At 40.0% G+C, this 19,448-nt stretch carries 13 protein-coding genes and 2 pseudogenes; 8 read left to right on the top strand and 7 right to left on the bottom strand.

Annotated features, from left to right (window positions below; translation table 11 throughout):
• The first annotated feature begins 26 nt into the window (after window positions 1-26).
• Window positions 27-608, top strand: coding sequence for a DNA-J related domain-containing protein (locus AB8618_RS16450; protein ID WP_409424346.1), 582 nt, complete (start codon window positions 27-29; stop codon window positions 606-608).
• Window positions 609-616: 8 nt separating this feature from the next.
• Here AB8618_RS16450 and dbpA read toward each other — a convergent pair whose 3' ends face one another.
• Window positions 617-2,005 (bottom strand): ATP-dependent RNA helicase DbpA, encoded by a 1,389-nt coding sequence (gene dbpA / locus AB8618_RS16445; protein WP_413401075.1) that lies wholly within the window; start codon window positions 2,003-2,005, stop codon window positions 617-619.
• Window positions 2,006-2,198: 193 nt separating this feature from the next.
• On the opposite strand from dbpA, the gene AB8618_RS16440 reads away from it, so the two are divergent.
• Entirely contained in the window at window positions 2,199-4,274 is a 2,076-nt protein-coding gene (locus AB8618_RS16440) for a TonB-dependent siderophore receptor (protein ID WP_413401074.1), read from the top strand.
• 135 nt (window positions 4,275-4,409) lie between these two features.
• A complete protein-coding gene (locus AB8618_RS16435; protein WP_413401073.1) occupies window positions 4,410-5,351 on the top strand; it encodes a tetratricopeptide repeat protein in 942 nt (313 codons plus the stop codon).
• Window positions 5,352-5,357: 6 nt separating this feature from the next.
• Here the strand turns inward: AB8618_RS16435 and AB8618_RS16430 are convergent.
• Window positions 5,358-6,269, bottom strand: a pseudogene (locus tag AB8618_RS16430) (DUF808 domain-containing protein).
• Window positions 6,270-6,386: 117 nt separating this feature from the next.
• Between AB8618_RS16430 and AB8618_RS16425 the strand changes: the two are divergent.
• The 5 genes from AB8618_RS16425 (at window position 6,387) to AB8618_RS16405 (ending at window position 11,675) form a co-directional block, all read left to right on the top strand.
• A complete protein-coding gene (locus AB8618_RS16425) occupies window positions 6,387-6,665 on the top strand; it encodes an MliC family protein (RefSeq protein WP_409424341.1) in 279 nt (92 codons plus the stop codon).
• A 67-nt stretch (window positions 6,666-6,732) separates the two neighbouring features.
• Complete coding sequence (locus tag AB8618_RS16420) at window positions 6,733-8,763, top strand: methyl-accepting chemotaxis protein (RefSeq protein WP_409424340.1); 2,031 nt, start codon at window positions 6,733-6,735, stop codon at window positions 8,761-8,763.
• 71 nt (window positions 8,764-8,834) lie between these two features.
• A complete protein-coding gene (gene ubiD, locus AB8618_RS16415) occupies window positions 8,835-10,301 on the top strand; it encodes a 4-hydroxy-3-polyprenylbenzoate decarboxylase (protein WP_413401072.1) in 1,467 nt (488 codons plus the stop codon).
• Between the two features lie 95 nt (window positions 10,302-10,396).
• A complete protein-coding gene (gene fre / locus AB8618_RS16410; protein WP_413401071.1) occupies window positions 10,397-11,110 on the top strand; it encodes an NAD(P)H-flavin reductase in 714 nt (237 codons plus the stop codon).
• 151 nt (window positions 11,111-11,261) lie between these two features.
• Complete coding sequence (locus AB8618_RS16405; protein WP_054202871.1) at window positions 11,262-11,675, top strand: CBS domain-containing protein; 414 nt, start codon at window positions 11,262-11,264, stop codon at window positions 11,673-11,675.
• Window positions 11,676-11,720: 45 nt separating this feature from the next.
• On the opposite strand, the gene add is transcribed toward AB8618_RS16405, so the two are convergent.
• The 5 genes and pseudogenes from add to hemC form a co-directional block, all read right to left on the bottom strand.
• A complete protein-coding gene (add, locus tag AB8618_RS16400) occupies window positions 11,721-12,722 on the bottom strand; it encodes an adenosine deaminase (protein ID WP_010392653.1) in 1,002 nt (333 codons plus the stop codon).
• Between the two features lie 119 nt (window positions 12,723-12,841).
• Window positions 12,842-15,506: pseudogene (locus AB8618_RS16395) on the bottom strand (ATP-binding protein).
• A gap of 46 nt (window positions 15,507-15,552) precedes the next feature.
• Window positions 15,553-16,659 (bottom strand): heme biosynthesis HemY N-terminal domain-containing protein, encoded by a 1,107-nt coding sequence (locus AB8618_RS16390; RefSeq protein ID WP_409424335.1) that lies wholly within the window; start codon window positions 16,657-16,659, stop codon window positions 15,553-15,555.
• Window positions 16,656-18,494, bottom strand: coding sequence for a uroporphyrinogen-III C-methyltransferase (locus AB8618_RS16385; protein ID WP_413401069.1), 1,839 nt, complete (start codon window positions 18,492-18,494; stop codon window positions 16,656-16,658). The genes AB8618_RS16390 and AB8618_RS16385 overlap by 4 nt, the downstream gene beginning before the upstream one ends.
• Window positions 18,494-19,432, bottom strand: a complete 939-nt coding sequence (gene hemC / locus AB8618_RS16380) for a hydroxymethylbilane synthase (protein ID WP_413401068.1) — start codon at window positions 19,430-19,432, stop codon at window positions 18,494-18,496. The genes AB8618_RS16385 and hemC overlap by 1 nt, the downstream gene beginning before the upstream one ends.
• Between the last annotated feature and the right edge of the window lie 16 nt (window positions 19,433-19,448).

Raw genomic sequence — 19,448 nt, 5'->3', positions numbered from 1 at the left:
ATACACTAATTAATAGATTGTAAACAATGCTTAACCCTCTGATAGATGAGATTTTTGAACTATTAATCACTAAAAAAATGTGGATGGTTCATACTTTAGCATCTGAGTTAAAGCAACGTGGGTTTCTTGATACTTTAGCTGCCGAGCCTGAGCGCGACTTATTTAAGCGCAATTTTTTAATTATGAATGCACTTTATCAGCTACAACAGCAACTGATGCCAAAACAGCAATTAGTCGTTAAAGGCTTACATATTGAACTAGTAAACAGTTCCAGTTATAACCAACTACATCCTAACGATCCACTGCGCGATTATTACTTAAACTGGCAAAATTTTGAAACATCTACGACTGAAGTCAAGGCATTATTAGATAGCTTTTGGCAACAATTTAGTCTGCCGACTCATCGCGAAGCCCCGCTGAGTAATGAGGAGCAACAACAACTGCTAGCGCGTTGGCAATTAACATCCCCAGTCACACTAAAAGTATTACAAAAGCGCTGGCGACAACTGGCAGTGCAGCATCATCCAGATAAACAAGGGGGTGACAATGAGGTGTTTAAACAACTAAAAATAGAATATGAGCAACTCAAGGCGAGTTGCTCAGATTAGATCGAGAGTTAACGCGTTAGGCGACGAGCACGGATTTTACGTCCTTTAATATTACCTTCGGTTAATTTGCGTAACGCTGGTTTAGATGAGTTACGCTCTACCGCAACAAATGCCACGTTATCAAGTACGTTGATTTTACCAACTTGGCGCCCAGCAACACCGTCTTTTCCGGTTAATGCGCCTAAAATATCACCCGCGCGCACTTTTTGCTTTTTGCCTGCATCTATCATCAGCGTCACCATTTCAGGTTTGTATGGCGGCTTATCTAATAGGTTATAAGATGGCATTGGCTCAGGAGTAAAGTCACGCTCGTAATGGTCGCCAATTTGAGCCACTTTAAATTGCTCTGCCTCACCATAAATAGAACATGCAATCCCTTTTTTGCCTGCTCGTCCGGTACGGCCAACACGATGTACATGAGTTTGTGGATCGTGAGCTAAGTGATAGTTAATCACCATGTCCATATCATCAATGTCTAAGCCTCGTGCAGCTACATCAGTTGCCACTAAAATAGACGCACTTTTATTCGCAAAATGAATCAGTGTACGCTCACGATCACGCTGCTCTAAATCACCATGCAGTGCCACCGCACTAAAGCCTTCATCGGCTAAATCATCACATACTTGCTGCGTTTCAACCTTGGTATTACAAAACACCACACAGCTTTGCGGGGTAAATTTAAGAAGTAACAGCTTAAGCGTTGGATAACGCTGTTTATTATTATCCATTTTGTAGAAGTATTGTTTAATCGTGCTTTTTTCTTGCTGCTCTTCTACTTTAATCATTTCTGGGTTACTAAGTACACGCTTAGCAATAGCTTCGATTGATTTTGGAAAAGTAGCACTAAATAACAACGTTTGACGATTGGTTGGAATGCGATCAATTATGGCATCTAGGGTGTCTTGAAAACCCATATCAAGCATTTGGTCGGCTTCATCAAGTACCAGGGTTTCAACATCATCTAAGCGTAATGTCCCTTTGCGAATATGATCATCAACTCGCCCCGGTGTACCCACAATAATATGTGCACCATGTTCGAGTGAACCAATTTGTGGCCCAATTGAAACCCCACCACACAAAGTTAAAATCTTAATGTTATGAATACCGCGCGCTAGTTTACGCATCTCAACCGCCACTTGCTCTGCAAGCTCACGAGTTGGGCACAATACTAACGACTGAATACGAAAGCGTTTTACATTTAGCTTGGCTAAAACGCCTAAACTAAATGCCGCTGTTTTACCTGAGCCTGTTTTGGCTTGGGCAATAATATCTTTGCCATTTAAAACGGATGGTAGGCTTTGCGCCTGTACAGGCGTCATTTGGGTGTAGCCAAGCGTTGATAAATTATCAACTAACCCTGAAGGTAAGGCCAACGATGAAAAAGCAATTGCAGTCACAGTAAATTCCATAGCAAAAAATAACTTGAGAAAAGTCTCAATTAATATGCGGCTAATAATAGCAGAATTAACAATTGGCAACCATTAGCAACGAACGATTAAAAGTTGCAATAAAGATATTGCAAATGATAGTTGTTTTCATTAAGATCTGCGACGTTTTACTATCCTAATAATTCTAAGCCGGAAGCCACTAATGAAACTTAACCCTCTTTTTATCGCTCTTTTAGCCTGTACCTCTACAAATGTATTAGCCAACACCGCAAATATAGAGCGCATTGAAGTTAAAGGCAATTATTTCAACGACTACAAAGTAGATAATGCTAGTGGGGCAATGAGAACCTCTACCTCATTACTCGAAACCGCTCAGTCAGTTACCGTAATCACTGACACAATCGTTAATGAGCAACTAGCAACCACTCTTGGTGAAGTATTGACCAATGATGCTAGTTTAACTGCAGGGTCTAAACAACGAAATAGAGAAGTATTTAACTTACGTGGCTTTCAATTAAGCTCATCAACCGGCTACCTGCGTGATGGCCATCAGCATTGGTCTCATTACCAACAACCCATTGAAATTTTAGAGCAAGTAGAAGTTATTAAAGGCCCTTCAAGTATTTTGTATGGGCAATCAGGCCCTGGTGGTCTGGTCAATATGGTAACCAAAAAGCCAACTGCACAAACGTTATTTAGTGCCAGTGCCGATGTTGACCAACATGGTTCAACCCGCTTTATGCTTGATGCTGGCGGCGCACTCACCGAGACTGAAGATTTACGTGCCCGTGGTGTATTAGTAAAACAAGATGTTGAATACTGGCGAGAATACCAAAATGGTGATAACCGCGAACGCGATCGTTTTTTAGGTGCCTTAGTGGTTGATTACGATATTAGCGATAACGCCCTAGTACGTGTACATTATGATCGCACTGATGACGAAGCAGGCTTAGATACTGGCGCTTGGATAGATAATGATGCCAACATTATTGGTGATAACAAAACAATTCGTGATATGTCATGGGCCTTTACTGACATTACTGTTGAAAACATGGGTATTGATTTCAAAGTATTTTTAACCGATAACTGGCAAGTTAATTTAGGCTACAATGAGCAAACGTTTGAACGTCAGCGCTTTGAGTCAGCACCACGTAAGCCAAGTGACTTTATCGAAGGTGATAGTTACCAGTCACGTCCTTACGATCGCTTTGATGATTGGCAGTTTAAAACTGCTTTTATTGACTTCATTGGCGAATTTGAAACCTTGGGTGTACATCATCAATTACTTGTAGGTGCTAACTCACTGGATTATTACTACGGCCAATTACGCACATCTGCTGATACGATTAATTTTTCTGCCGGTCAAAATGAGCCTAATCGCCCTAATATAAGTTACAAATCAGATGACACTATTAGCTCGTCTGCTTACGACTATTACGGGATTTATATCCAAGATTTAATTTCATTCTCACCAGAATGGCAAGTATCGCTAGGTGGTCGTTACGATAAACAAAGTAGAGAAAACAGCAATAACGAATCGTTCGTACCTAAGGTCGGCGTACTTTACCATCCAAATGCCTCTGCAACTGTTTATGCAAGTTACTCAGAAGGATTTGAGCCGCAAAACGAAACATTAGTAAATGAAAAAGATGTTAATAACGGTATGAAGCTCGATGCTATTACCTCTGAGCAAAAGGAAATTGGGGTAAAATGGCAACTGTTTGATGATCGATTAATGCTTAGCGGTGCCTTATTTGATATTAGCAAAACAGGCACCTTAGTGAGCGAAGAGCTGGTTAACCCTATCGGTGATATAACGAGCATCACCACGCAGGCAGGTGAGCAACGCCATAAAGGCTTTGAGCTTGCAGCTCAAGGTGCTGCAACTGACCGTTTATTTGTTATGGCATCAACTATGTATTTAGATGCTAACTATGAGCGTGATGAAGAATTAGAGGGCAAACGCCCAACTGATGCACCAAAATGGTCTGCCTCTTTATGGACACGTTATGAGCTTAATGACGCTGTTGCTTTGAATGCCGGTGCTTTTTATGAGGGTGAACGTTTTGCTGATAATGCTAACACCGTAACAAAAGAGGGTTATACTCGTGTTGATATTGGCGCAACCTACAAGCTTAACTTAAATAACAAAGATATTAACTTACGTTTAAATATTGAGAACTTATTTGATAAAAACTACCTAGCCGGTGGCGGTTTAAATAACGTTACCGTAGGTGAAGGCACAAGCGTGCGTTTAGCCGCACAATTTAGCTTCTAAGCTGATTCTCTATAAAGCCCATATCAAAAAGTATGGGCTTTATAAACCAATCCTTTATGACATAATTACTTACAGTTTGCTGCTTTACTAATTTATCACTTGCTCTAAAGTTGTAAATTAACAAGGAGCCTTATTATGTTGCTTTTCAATACTAGCCAGTCATTTCCTCATTTTACACACGTTCAGTGCTGCCCTGATTGCAACAACAACTGCTATCACTTAGTTAATCAAAGTCGCTTTTTACGCTTTACCATTTTTCCTATATTTCCTATAAAGTTAAGTTATAAACGCGAGTGCTATCAATGCGGACATAGTGAGGCTATCAATATTAAGACGTTACCTCTGTTTGAAAAGCTTAGCCTACCAAAATACTGTATTGGATTAATTTTATTACTATGGTGGGCGTTATTTTTTTATCAAAAGCACCTCAACACTGAAGCACTAAAACAAAGCTATTTAACCTCCCCAAAAGCTTATGATACCTATTTAGTTAAAGCCGATAAATTCACTCACGAACCATGGACACTCACTAATTTAAAAGTTGCGCAAGTACTCAGCTTTGATGAGCAATTTATAACGTTTCAGGTGGGTAATTACAGCTATAAGCGCACTAGTGCCATTACCACAGCGATGCGTGCAAGTTTGTTGGTACAAAGAGATTACTTTTCTTCTCAAACTATTACCCTGCCTCGTAATGAAATAAAACGTTTATACGAAGATGACATTATATTTGACGTGCTACGCCCAAAGGCATATTCACTTTATGGCGGGTTTGTGATGTTTCCACCTAAACCTAAACCTCTTTATAAAGGCTTAAAGCTCGATGAGAATAATCAGCAAGGGATTGTTTACTATAAAGATAAGCAATATAGCGAAGCGCTTGAAAGCTTTAACCTAGCAGCAAACTCAGGCTCACAATGGGGTCAACTAAATCTTGCTCAGATGTATCGTGATGGACAAGGTACAAAAAAGAACACTCCGCAAGCGATTTATTGGTATAAAAAAGCAATTGCTCAAGGTAATAGCAAAGCTAAATACGAACTTGAGCAACTATGTAAAACAACTCAGTGCGAATAAAATAAACTACTTATTTGCTTTAAATAACTTAGTATAAGCGACATGCGCAATTACAATAACCAAACCAGCACCTATCCCTAACAGTCCGTCAAATAGTAAAGGGGTTAGTATTTCTCCTGTGCTACCAGCAACCGACTGCGCATAATGAGTTACATCAACTTGAGCATGATGCAAAAGCTCAATTGCGTGTACTAAAATTCCACCACCCACTAAAAACATCGCCACCGTGCCCGCAAAGGCTAAAAACTGCATTAATCTTGGGGCTGCAGCTAATAAGGCTTTACCGAGTAATTCTTTAAACTTACTTGCGGAGGGTTTGGATTGATTAAGTAAATATAAGCCCGCATCATCAAGCTTTACAATCCCTGCTACCAGTCCATAAACACCAATTGTCATGATGATGGCAATCACACTCAATACCAGCGCCTGGTTGATTAATGTGGCCCCTGCGACCGTGCCTAATGTAATAACAATAATTTCGGCGGAAAGAATAAAATCAGTGCGAATAGCCCCTTTAACTTTTTGTTTTTCATACTCTGCCAAATCTAAATTTTCACCATCCTCTATAACTTCTTAATGATGAGGTAAAAAACGAGCAAATACTTTTTCTGCGCCTTCAAAACATAAAAATAGGCCACCTACCATTAAAAGGGGGGTAATTAGCCAAGGCAACCACACACTAATTAATAACGCAGCAGGAACTAATATAGCTTTATTTAAAAAAGACCCTTTTGCCACAGCCCATACAACGGGCAACTCCCTATCGGCGGTAACCCCTGTAACTTGCTGAGCATTAAGTGCCAAATCATCACCAAGCACTCCCGCTGTTTTCTTTGTCGCAACTTTACTCATGGTCGCAATATCATCCAACAGAGTCGTTATATCATCCAATAATGTTAAAAGGTTGCTGCCAGCCATGAAATTTCCTAACTAAAAATAAGATCTTAAACATAACGTAAAGCTATATTTTCACCAACGGTTAATTTAGCTTTGTTAAGCTCCTAATTAAACAAGGGACACGATAAGGCACAGCCAATGAAACACGCTACCATTATTATTACTTTAATTGTTTTAACTGCATGTAATAAGCAGCCAGTTACGAATAACTATGTCTGCGATAACGCACCTGCAAAACTTGATATCATTAGCAATAAACAAGCAAAGTTAAGCTTTTATGACCATGATTATATATTGAATCATGAGGTGAGCGCTTCAGGCAGTAAATACATTAATAAAGAAGTGTTATTTTGGAGTAAAGGCGAACAAGCAATGCTAATAATTAATGGCAAAAAATACCAATGCAGCGACAATTAACCAATAACTAACATCGCATTAAAAAACTTGCTACACTAACAAAAGTCTTAATATTGTTGATAAAGTTATGCAATCTCTCGCTATAAAACACAAAATAATTTTAGCCTTTTCAGCCATTGGCTTGTTGATACTAACCAGCTGCATATTTTTTTACTGGTCGCTCAATCAAATTAGTACCACTAACACGCGTATAGAAACGTTGGCGGTGCCTGTACAACAAGCAAGTAAAGATCTTCGTTTATCACTCCTTTCTATTACTAAATTTAATGCCATTGCTTATAGCCAAACTAAACTTAATTTACTACTGCAAAATAAAAAACAGGCACACGCTGAACAAACGCAGTTTTTTAGTAAATTAGAAACACTAAAAACACAAGTTGCCCAGCAGAAAGGCATGCAAACATTACTTAAAGCTATTAACAAAGACTTTGCCCAGCTAAATACAATAAGCAACCAAATGCTTGCAGCAAAAGAGCAACGTTTTAAGGCGCAAAGCTCAGCCGCAGCACTAACAATTACGTTCAATGAACAGCTTCGTGAACTCAGTAACCGCTTGCTTGATATAGAGCTCATAAACGTTGATAGCAACCAACAATCACTTTTAGATGCGGTATTTGGCACTGCGACTCGTGTTGATGATTTATTATTTACTTTAAATAATAATGTTAAAGGGATTGGGCAAATAACCACTTCAGAAAATATAAACGATCATCAACAAGACACCTCTTTTTTACTCGACAATATTAAATCTAATCTTAGTTACTTAGAGCAACAAGCCACCCCAATTGCTAATAAACTCAACACAAATGAGCTTATTACAGCATTTGATGATTTAAGCAGCCTATTAAATAATCCTGATGGGTTGTATGCATTGCAAAATACTGTGCTCAATAATAAAGACAAAGTTGATCAGCGTTTTGAAAGCTTTCAAAACGCCTTTATTAGTATTGAAAATCAATTGATTGAGCTTAATAAACTGGCTGACACGCGCTTTAACTTTCTACAAGATAGTGCTAAATCAGCAATTAATACTGGCTCTAGCTTAGTGATTATTATTGCGTTTGTATTAATTACTTTGCTGATTATTATTTCAGTATTTACTACCAACGCCATGCTAAAACCGCTTAAAAAGGTGAATAAAGAACTTGCTCGAATAGCCTCAGGTGACTTTTCTCAGCGTAGCAATCCCCACAGTAAAGATGAATTTGGTACGCTGATGCACAACACTAATAGGCTTTGTGATGATTTAACTCACTTAATAAAAGCCATTAGTAACGACGCTTACGAACTCGATAATTCAGCTATTCAAACCAGCGAAAAAGGCCAGCAAATGACTATTGTTGCTAAGCAACAGCTAGAACGTAGTGCACAAGCCACCTCATTAGCACAGCAAATGTTGCAAAGTTCTCAAGCCGTATACGAACAAGCGCAAAGCACCTCTAATGAAATTACTAATGCCTCGCAATTTGCCAATGACGTTAACGACATTGCAAATAATAATAGCCAAAGCATTGAAGCACTTTTAAATCGCTTAGATAGAGCAGTAAGCAGTACAGAAGAACTAGCCCAGTATACGCAACTAATTGGTGCCATTGTTGATACCATTAGCAGTATTGCAGAGCAAACTAATTTACTAGCACTTAATGCCGCAATTGAAGCTGCACGTGCTGGTGAGCATGGTCGCGGATTTGCCGTAGTAGCAGATGAAGTACGCTCGCTTGCAGCTCGCACACAAAGCTCTACAAGCGAAATTACTACCATGATCAACACTCTACAGCAGCATACTCAAACCACCCAAACTGAAATAAATGATGGGCAACAACAGGCTAAGCATTGCGTTGAAAACAGTACTGAACTAAATAATGCTGTTGAGCGTATTAAGAGCACGCTGGTATCGGTTAATGCTATGAGTAAAGAGATTGCGAGTGCCTCACATGAACAACTTGCAAACAGCACCGATATTCAACAAATAATGGCTAAGGTAACCGAGCAGGCCACCTTAAATGCCAACAATGCAACGACCCTAGCAAGCGAAAGTGAAGACGTTAACCAACTTGCACACTCATTAAAAGGTGCAGTAGAGCGCTTTAAGTTTTAAGCGCAGCTAATGACTTGGCTTGTATGAACTGGGTATAATACTTTTAACTTTTTGCTAAGTAACGGCCCACAATGAAATACAAAGATCTGCGCGATTTTATCGATTTACTTGAGAAACGAGGCGAGTTAAAACGCATCAGCCAAGAAATCGACCCGTATCTTGAGATGACCGAAATTGCTGACCGCACACTGCGTGCCGAAGGCCCTGCTTTATTATTTGAAAACCCTAAAGGATACGACATTCCCGTTTTAGCTAACTTGTTTGGTACTCCTAAGCGTGTAGCTATGGGTATGGGCCAAGAGGATGTAAGTGAATTACGTGAAGTGGGTAAATTACTCGCATTTCTAAAAGAGCCTGAGCCGCCAAAAGGCATTAAAGAAGCGCTCGGACAAATTCCGGTATTCAAGCAAGTGCTTAATATGCCGGCCAAAGAAGTTAAAAAAGCCCCCTGCCAACAAGTTATTTTACAAGGTGACGACGTTGACTTAACTAAGCTTCCTATTCAGCACTGCTGGCCTGGCGATGCTGCACCTTTGATTACTTGGGGTTTAACCGTTACCAAAGGACCTCACAAAAAGCGCCAAAATTTAGGGATTTATCGTCAACAGCTATTGGGTAAAAATAAAATCATTATGCGTTGGTTATCTCATCGCGGTGGCGCGCTTGATTTTCAAGAGTGGTGTAAAGAACACCCTGGCCAGCCCTACCCTGTTTCGGTGGCATTAGGTGCAGATCCTGCGACTATTTTAGGCGCTGTTACCCCCGTTCCAGATACGTTAAGCGAATATGCCTTTGCAGGTTTACTACGTGGTAGTAAAACTGAAGTAGTTAAGTCAATCTCGAATGATTTACAAGTACCAGCCAGTGCAGAAATCGTACTTGAAGGGCATATTGTGCCGGGAGAGATGGCGCCGGAAGGTCCATATGGCGACCACACAGGTTATTACAACGAAGTCGATGACTTCCCAGTTATGACGGTCACCCACATTACACATCGTAAAGACCCTATTTATCATAGTACTTTTACTGGCCGTCCGCCGGATGAGCCGGCTATTTTAGGGGTGGCGCTAAACGAAGTATTCGTACCAATTTTACAAAAACAATTTCCAGAAATTGTCGATTTTTATTTACCGCCAGAAGGTTGTTCGTATCGCATGGCCGTAGTGACAATGAAAAAACAATACCCAGGTCACGCCAAGCGCGTAATGATGGGGGTTTGGTCATTCCTACGACAATTTATGTACACTAAGTTTGTTATTGTCTGTGATGATGATATTAACGCTAGAGATTGGAACGATGTAATTTGGGCTATCACTACTCGTATGGACCCTGCGCGCGACACGACGTTAATTGAAAACACGCCAATTGATTATTTAGATTTTGCATCGCCCGTATCTGGTCTAGGTTCAAAAATGGGTATGGATGCAACAAATAAATGGCCTGGTGAAACAACTCGAGAATGGGGCGAACCTATTGTAATGGATCAAGCCACTAAGGATCGAGTTGATGAGCTTTGGGATAGCTTAGATATTCTTTAACGACTTTGGTCTAGGGCCTCTAGGCTATAAACTCACCCTGCGGATATGCTATTATTGCTCAAATAAAGTGCGTATCCGCTAATTTAAGGTAAAACATGCAAACATTACTCGCTGAAGTTGTTTCTATCAGCCCACTAACAGAATTTGTTCATAAAGTTATTTTAAAGCCGCAACAGCCTGTAGCATTTGAAGCTGGTCAATATTTACAGTTGGTTTTAGGTGAAAAAGATAAACGTGCGTTTTCAATCGCGAGTCGCCCCTCACAGACTGATGCATTAGAATTACACATTGGCGCATCAAACGCAGACTCTTACGCGATGCAATCATTAGAACACCTTCGTAGTGCTCACAACGAGAACCAAACCGTAAAAATAGAAGCGGGTTTAGGTATTTCTCAGCTACGTTTGCAGTGCGAGCGTCCAATTATTTTACTCGCCGGCGGGACTGGTTTTTCTTACGCAAAGTCAATGGCTGAGCATTTAGCTGAAATCAACTGTGAGCGTCCGGTGCTATTTTACTGGGGCGTAAAAGAAGAGTCGGCGCTGTATGCACATACCGAAATGCAAGCATGGTCAGATAGCCGTGAAAACTTTAAATTTATTCCTGTCGTAGAGCATCCTACCGACAGCTGGACTGGCCACACTGGTTATGTTCATAAAGCGGTGATGAGCGATATTATGTCGTTAGAACCTTACGATATTTACATGGCAGGTCGTTTTGACATGATTGGCATAGTACGCGATGATTTTATAAATCATGGCGCTATTCGTGAAAACATGTACGCAGATGCATTCGCGTTCATAAAGTAACACTAGTTTAAGGCACCTTAGGGTGCCTTAATTGTTTTAATTGCTAGCACTGTGATTGTTATTACCTATTAAGCTCATCAACATAAACAATTTCCTAAAATCCAATCTATAAACCATACTTTGTACAGAACATTAAGCGGGAGAAACCTAAATGTTAAATACAAAAGTAAAAGATTTTATGCAACATAAGTTGCCTCATATCACCCCTAATACAGAAATGACCACTGCCATAGCAGAGCTAGAAAAATTTAAACTACTAGGCGCGCCGGTATTTGATGATAATAAGGTGCTCGTTGGCTTTATCTCAGAGCAAGAGTTACTCAAACCCTTAATGCAAAGTAGTTATTTTTGTGATGGTATGGTGAAAGTATCGCAGTTGATGCAAACAGATGTGGTAACCGTGCACGGCGATACCAATATTATGGAATTAGCAGAACAAATGAAGCCTGGTAAACCTAAAAATTACCCCGTGATCGATGGCGGTGTAGTGGTAGGTATGATCAGCCGTGCCGATATATTAAAAGCACTTTATAATAATTACGTTAGTTGTAATGCGCACATATAAAAAAATGCCACTGTAAACAGTGGCATTTTTAATTATATAGACAATTTAACGCTGTGCGACTTTAGCTTTAAGTGCGTTTTTATCAGCGTCACTTAAATAGGCAATTTCCAGCGCATTCGCTTGCGCTTTTTCCATATCAGCTTGTGACAAACCTGCTTTTGGTGCTGCCACTGCATATTCGTATTCAATTTCAATGCCTTCAACAGCCGGGTCATCCGTGTTAAGACAGGCTAAAATACCATGATCTAAAAACTGCTTAAGTGGGTGTTTGGTTAAATCATTCACTGTACTGGTTTGAATGTTACTGGTTAAGCACGATTCAATACCAATGCGGTTATCACGTAAATAATCCATTAGTTTTGGATCTTCAATCGCTTTAACACCATGGCCTATTCTGCTTGCGCCAAGCTCGTTTAATGCTTGCCAAATACTTGGCGCACCTAACGCTTCACCAGCATGCACGGTAACAGCCAAATACGCATCACGTACTTGCTTAAAATGATCAACAAACAACTCGCCAGGATAACCAATCTCATCACCGGCCAAATCCACTGCAACCAAATCATTTTTAAAGGCAAGTAACGCGTCCAACTCGTGCTGACAGGTTTTAACTCCGTATGTACGAGACAAAATACCAATTAAGTTTGCTTTTATATCAGTATCTTTTGTTGCACTACGGATACCATCAACCACTGCTTCAACAACCCCTTGAGGGTGTAACCCTTGGCTTTGAGCCATATAATAAGGACTAAAACGCAGCTCTACGTAATCAAGACCCTGCGCTTGTGCATCTTCAATGTTTTCTATCGCAATACGTCTACAGGCATCGTAATCACCTAGTACCGTCACTCCCCAATCAAGCTTTTGTAAAAATGCCATTAAGTTTGGCTCAGGATCAATAACCTGAACATGAGGAATAAGTGCTTCAACATTGTCCGCTGGTAAAGCGATATTAAACTGACGACCAAGTTCTAGTATGGTTTGCGCGCGTACATTACCATCTAAATGACGGTGAATATCTAGCAAAGGTATTTTTCTATTGATCATAATAGCTACTCGGTTGAATTAAAATTGCGCGAATGATACGCAGGTACAGTAATATTTCAAGTGTAGAATACTTAAAATAGCGCTTGGAGGTCTTATGTCTGCTTTTTATATAAAAAGAGTTAACGTGATAAATAAAACCAAATCATTTTAAACAGTGCATCTGCATCAATAGGTTTAGTTATATAGTTATCCATTCCCACGTTAATCGCTTTTTTAGCATCTTCTTCGTGCGCATTAGCAGATAGGCCAATAATAGGTAAATCTAAAAAGCCTAACTCATTACGAATCACTTTTGTTGCTTTTAAGCCATCCATTTGTGGCATTTGAATATCCATTAATACTAAGTCGTATCTTTTATCGCTTAGCATTTTAATCGCTTCAAGTCCGTTATTAGCAATATCTACAACACCCTGCTTGGTTTCTAAAATAGCGGTAGCCACATGTTGATTTAATGGGTTGTCTTCAACGAGTAGTAAGCGATACTTCGCTAGTGATAGGTTGCTTATATCTATTTTATCTAACTTACCTGAATAGTATTGTGCTTTAGGTAGCGGAGAATGGAGCGGTAAACTAAAGGTAAAAGTAGAGCCGTGACCCTCACTACTTTTTAAATCAATTGCTCCTCCCATCAGCTCTACTAATTTTTTACAAATACTTAAACCAAGCCCTGTGCCACCAAACTGGCGTGAGGTTGAACTATCAGCCTGAGAGAATGGGTTAAATAGCTGTTTTTGTGCCTCCTCACTAATCCCAATCCCCGTATCATTGACACTAAAATAAGTCATTTTTGCTGACTGCCAAACCTTTAATGTGATACTACCCTTAGCAGTAAACTTAACGGCATTATTTAATAAGTTCAGCAGCACCTGCTTTAAACGAATAGGATCGGTATTAACAACTAAAGGAGCATCATGATCAACCTCAACTTGTAGTGACAAAGGCTTATTACTAACTTCAAACTGCATTAAGCTCATAACTTCTTTTGCTAGAGACTTTAGCTCCACAGGCTCCTGCACTAACTCAAGTTTACCTGCCTCCATTTTTGAAAAATCGAGCACATCATTTAGCACTCTCAATAAGACACTGACCGCACCGTCAGCTTGCTCTATGTAAGTTTTTGCTAATGACCAGTCCTGCTGTTGCAGTGCTAAGTAATGCATGCCTTTAATACCGTTAATTGGGGTACGAATTTCGTGGCTCATATTAGCTAAAAACTGACTTTTTATCTCACTGGCTTCATCCGCTTTCTGCTTTTCCTGACGCAAAGTCAGTGTTTGCTTTGCAACTTGTTCGCGTATACGAACATTGGTGGCGACCACTGAAATTAAAAACATAATCAATAGCCAAACAAATAGCATGCCTACTATCTGTGCTAGCCAATAAATTAGCCAGGTTGATTGCGTCTTAGGTTGATATATTTCTACTTGCCACAACCGATGGCCAATTAACAACTGATAATCTTTTAGCAACGTCATTGAGTCATGCTCAACGCTATAAAGAGCCTGTTTATTATCTGCTTTATTTATATCAGTAAAACCAATCGCAACTTCATTACCGCTATCAAACGAAAGTGCCTCAGACAACTTAGCTAAACTCACCAAGGCAATTACAAACCCTTTAAAGTCACCTTCAATATCAGGAGCACCAAAGACAGGAGAAATGAAAAGCACGCTGAATTCCTCGTCTGCAGGGGCTAGCTTAAATGGCTCACTCAATACCAGCTCATTAAGAATTTTTGCTTTATTGAGTGCATCACGAATATGTAAATCAGAGTTCAAATCAAAGCCCAGCAGATCTTGCATATTCTTTATGGGGTAAATATATTTTATGGGGTAATAAGTATTGCTAAAGAGCGCGGGTTGCCATTGACCATTCGCCATCCTTTGCTTTATAACAACACTTTTGTCCCAGTGGGCAGGTTCGTTAATAGAATTAGCTGTGATCATTGGCACCCAATTTAACGCTAAAATTTCTTCATTGTAGCTCAACTGCTTAGAGGTAAAATGATTAAACTCATCGAGAATAACCTGATCACTACTTGCTAAAAATGCACCTAACAAAGATAGATGAGCAGCCACTTCATCTAACTTTTGATTAATGGCACTTTGTGCCATCAACACTTTATCTTCTTGCTTTTGAACGTCTTTTTGTTTTTTTACACTTGCTGCGCCATAAAAGCTAACGCTAATAATGGCGTAAATAAGTAACGCAGGCAAAATAACCTGTAGTCGATGACGTAACTGCGAATAGTTAAATATGGCCAATACCAATGGAGTAAAAACAAGTACGCCAATTGAGTCACCTATCCACCAGGTAATAAAGGTACTAAGCGCAGCAGGTGGGCTAATTATATTATTGAAAAAAGTAGACTGGTTCCAACACCTGCCGCTATTACACAACATAGCGGCCCACCAATCACCAAGCTTTGAATACTAAGTCTAAGAGAAGATAAATTAAGGGGGACTTTAATGACTCTGATAATGAGGAATGCACCTAGCCACGCCTGAAAAAAACAGCACAGCTGACGGCAATAGCTTGCAATAAGACTTGCCAATTTAAAATATCAGCAACATTGTCTAAGTGAATTAAATTAACAAAAGCTGCGCCTGCAAAAATCCCCGCATAAGCACGGCGCTTCCATAGTAAAAAGCTCGCTAGCGCAATACCGGCTGGAGGCCAAGACGCAACCGCATAACCATTAACGGCGAATAAAAAATTACTCAGGTAACCGCTAAAGAAATAAGCGCATGCGAGGCTAAAAGATAATGTAAATACATTTTTCACAACCGTCGCTCCTGCGCTTTTATTATTGATTTATAACTATAATTGATTATTGGTAGAGTACAAGTGCCTTATCTAATTGTGCACTGTGTTTATAACTTAATATCGCTTGTTGTCGGTACTGTGCTTTATTTTCGCTATTGAGTGCTTTGTCAAAAACACGTGCGGCTAAGTCGTAATCACCTTGCGCATTAGCTAAACACGCTAACGCTAATAGTAACGCATTATTATGCTCATCTTTTTTCAGTCGCTCTTGAATGCTTGATTGCAACTTATAAGCACTACTTGGTGCAGCTTCACTTAAAATGTAAGCCAGTTGTTCATACTGTTTTTGCTTGAGTAATTTAACTAGCTCATCTTCGATGCTTGCTAATTGTCCTGCTTTAGCCATTTGAGTTAAATAAGCCGTGTGCGCATGCGCCTGCAACTTTTTACCTAAATGTTGATATTTAGCGGTTAACTCATCATTTGCTTGCGCAGCAAAATAAGCTAAAAAAACTTGCTGCCATTGGGTATCATTCAAGGCGTTTTTACGCAATAAACGCGGTAAAAAGTCTTCAAGCAATTTAAAATGCTGTTGCTGCACTAAAACTTCGGTGTACAACTTCAAATCAAGTACCGTGGCTTTTTTAGATTCTGCTGCCACCCGTATTTGCGGTTCAATTACACTGCTGTCGCCACTAGCTAACCATAACTTAGCCACTTTAAGTTGTTGCTCTGGGCTGATTTCAAACAAACGTTCAAGCGCTTTATCAGGCTGGTTATTTGCCAGTGCGGTTTTTGCTAATAACGCTAAACGTATATCGGTAAATTTAGCAGGCACACTATTGCTTGATAGCGCACTTTCTACTTGCTCGTAATCATCATTAATGAGACTCCACAATGCTTGCTCTATAGCCGCATGTTTACGCTCTTGGCTTCGCGCAAAAAAACCATGCTTAGTGTTTCTGTAAATAGATAAACAATAACGCACTAGCTTGTAAGTTAAATACAAAGCTGCCGCACTCAGTGCTGCCATTATACAAAATGAAACAATCGTCCCCTCTATGGTGGTATTGTTAAATGAAATCAGCACATAGCCTTTTTCATCTAACACAAAGGGAGTAATCGCTAGCACCAACACAATAGCGACAATGAAAATAATCAGTCCTATCATTGTGCCCACTCCTTCACCTGTTGAGTGCTTTGCAGTATCACTTCAGGATTAAAATTAAGCGATTCTTTTTCAAGGTTGGCTAAGGTCTGTATTACTACTTTTGTTGCATCGTCATCTCGCTTAAAGTATTCATTAACCAAACGTTTTGTATCATTCAAAGCGTTAAAATAAATACTTGCTTGCTTACTCATTAATGCGTCTTGCGCTTGAGTAATATTAAGCTTAATGCGTTGGGTAATTAAATGGCGCTCCCTGTCAGTTAATAATGGCTCAATTAATACACCTTCGTGATGGCGAATAGTAATGAAGCTATCGACTATTTTATTCCAACTATTACGAATGTTTTGCTGCCAATCACTGACATCTTCAGAGAGTGCGTTCTCATCACTTATACTCGCCTCTTCAGGCAAATTAACCGCATTAAATACCAAGTCATCAATACGTTTTATTACACTGTTTAATTGTAAATAAATCGCTTCTGTCGCAACGGGTTTAATATTATCGAGTGTTTGAATGTCTTGTGTAATTGCTTGACGCAACTCAAGCGTACCAGAGTGGTCGCTTAACAATGAGTCTAAACGTTTAAGCACGGCACTTGTGCCTGGGTAATCTTGTTCTGCCCACAGTTTAAATTCAGCCATGCGCTGCAAGCTGGTGACCTCTTGTGGATTTAATGTATTACCACTTTGTTGTACCTTTTGCAGTGCGGCTTTTAATACTTGTTGATTTTTTACAGAGTTCTCATTGAGTGCCATAGCGATTTGCTCTTCGCTATTAAGCAACGCTTGTTGCAAACTGAGTTGCTCAGACTTAAGCGTTTGCAGCTCTTGCTGCAATATCTTATTTTGCTCTGTTAATGCATTAACCGCTAAATTTTGCACTTTACCGGCATTAAGCTTTTGATAAAACTCATAACCCACACCACTGGCAACAAGCAAGGAAATCACTAACGCAACGCTACCTACTTTACTTACTTTTTGAGGAATATTTTGCGTTTGGTTATTCGCTTTTGCAGACTCACTTTTAGTCGTATTTGAGGTGTTCTTTGCTGTTGGCTTCGCTTCTTTTTCTACTTTTGACGTCGCTGACTGTTCACTCATTTTGCTACCTTGCTGATTAATGCAGGTAAACATAGCCTGGTCGCTAGCTCCTGCCGCAGTGTGTATATGGGTCGAATTTATTTTTTGTTGTTGTAAATAAGCACCAATGCGCTCACTGGCAACATAAAACTCGCACTGTTGTAACCATGTTAGTTGCGCCGCTGAAATAGTATTAAATATGGCGTCAACTGCAGCATTACTTGTAATGACTATACCGTGTACATTCTGGCTTTGCCAGTGGTCTATCCAGTTAGCTGAGCTAGGCTCTACTGGTTTACGTTGATACACCATACAATTATTTAAATGAGCACCACGTTGCTTCAAGGTTTTTGCTATTTCAGGTCGCCCGCCAATCCCTTTTACTAACACAATATTACTGCCGTCAACATCAGCCAAAGACTTAAGTGCGAGTAACCCTTCAGAGTCATGTTGTTTTGGCAAAGCCGCGCGCACACCAAATACTTCATAAATGGTATCGGCTGTTTGTTGGCCTACCCCATAAAACTGTGCTTTGGTATTAATTGCAGGCTTAAGTTCATTTAATGCATGCACCGCATCCTGTGAAACAAAAATAATTTTGTCGGCGTTTACCAGCGGGCTTAATTCAACATTTGTTGGCGTTAAGTAGGTTATTTTTAAAACAGGATATAAAGACGCTTGATAACCCGCTTGCTCAAGTTGCTGTGCAAGGGCTGCGCCTTTTCCTTCGGGCCGAGTTATCAGGATATGTTTCATTATGCGTCTCGATATACGTCAGCTAGAATTTTATCTGCGCCTTGTGCTAATAGTTTTTTAGCTAGCTCTATACCTAAATTTTCAGCATCATCAACGTGACCGCTAATTTCATCGCGTAAAATTTCGCTGCCATCAATCGCACCGACTAAGCCACGTAAGTGTACTTGCTCGCCATCAACCAATGCATAAGCACCAATTGGCACTTGGCAGCCCCCTTCTAAATGGCGGTTCATTGCGCGCTCAGCGTTAACACGAATACGTGTTTCGTTATGCTCAAGTGGCGCCAATAATGCTTTTGTCACAGTATCGTCTATACGACACTCAATGCCTACAGCGCCTTGGCCATTAGCGGGTAAAGAGACTTCTGGTTCAATAAAATCACGAATGCGTTCACCCATTTCTAAACGAATTAGCCCTGCAGCAGCGAGTATAATGGCATCATATTGGCCGCTATCAAGCTTGGCTAAACGTGTATTTACATTGCCACGTAAGTCACGAATTTCTAAATCCGGACGCATCGCTCTAATTTGACACTGGCGACGTAAACTTGAAGTCCCCACAATAGCGCCTTGTGGAAGCGCATCAATATTGGCAAAATTATTTGATACAAATGCATCACGCGGGTCTTCACGCTCACAAATGGTGTGTAACTCTAAATCATCCGGAAACTCTACCGGCACATCTTTCATTGAATGCACTGCAATATCTGCACGGCCATCTAGCATGGCTTGCTCTAACTCTTTTACAAATAAACCTTTGCCGCCAATTTTAGCTAGTGGTGTATCTAAAATAATGTCACCTTGAGTCGACATTGGCACGAGCTCTACACGCACGTCATCATGAAAATGCTCTAGCTGTGCTTTTACAAATTCAGCCTGCCAGAGTGCCAATGCACTTTTACGAGTGGCAATGCGAACTAACTTTGTTTTTTCAGTCATAAAATATCCATTAATA

Origin of the sequence: Pseudoalteromonas sp. RW-H-Ap-1, assembly GCF_048318575.1 — a bacterium.
Taxonomy (GTDB): Bacteria; Pseudomonadota; Gammaproteobacteria; order Enterobacterales; family Alteromonadaceae; genus Pseudoalteromonas.
This window is presented reverse-complemented; position numbering and strand designations above follow the sequence as displayed.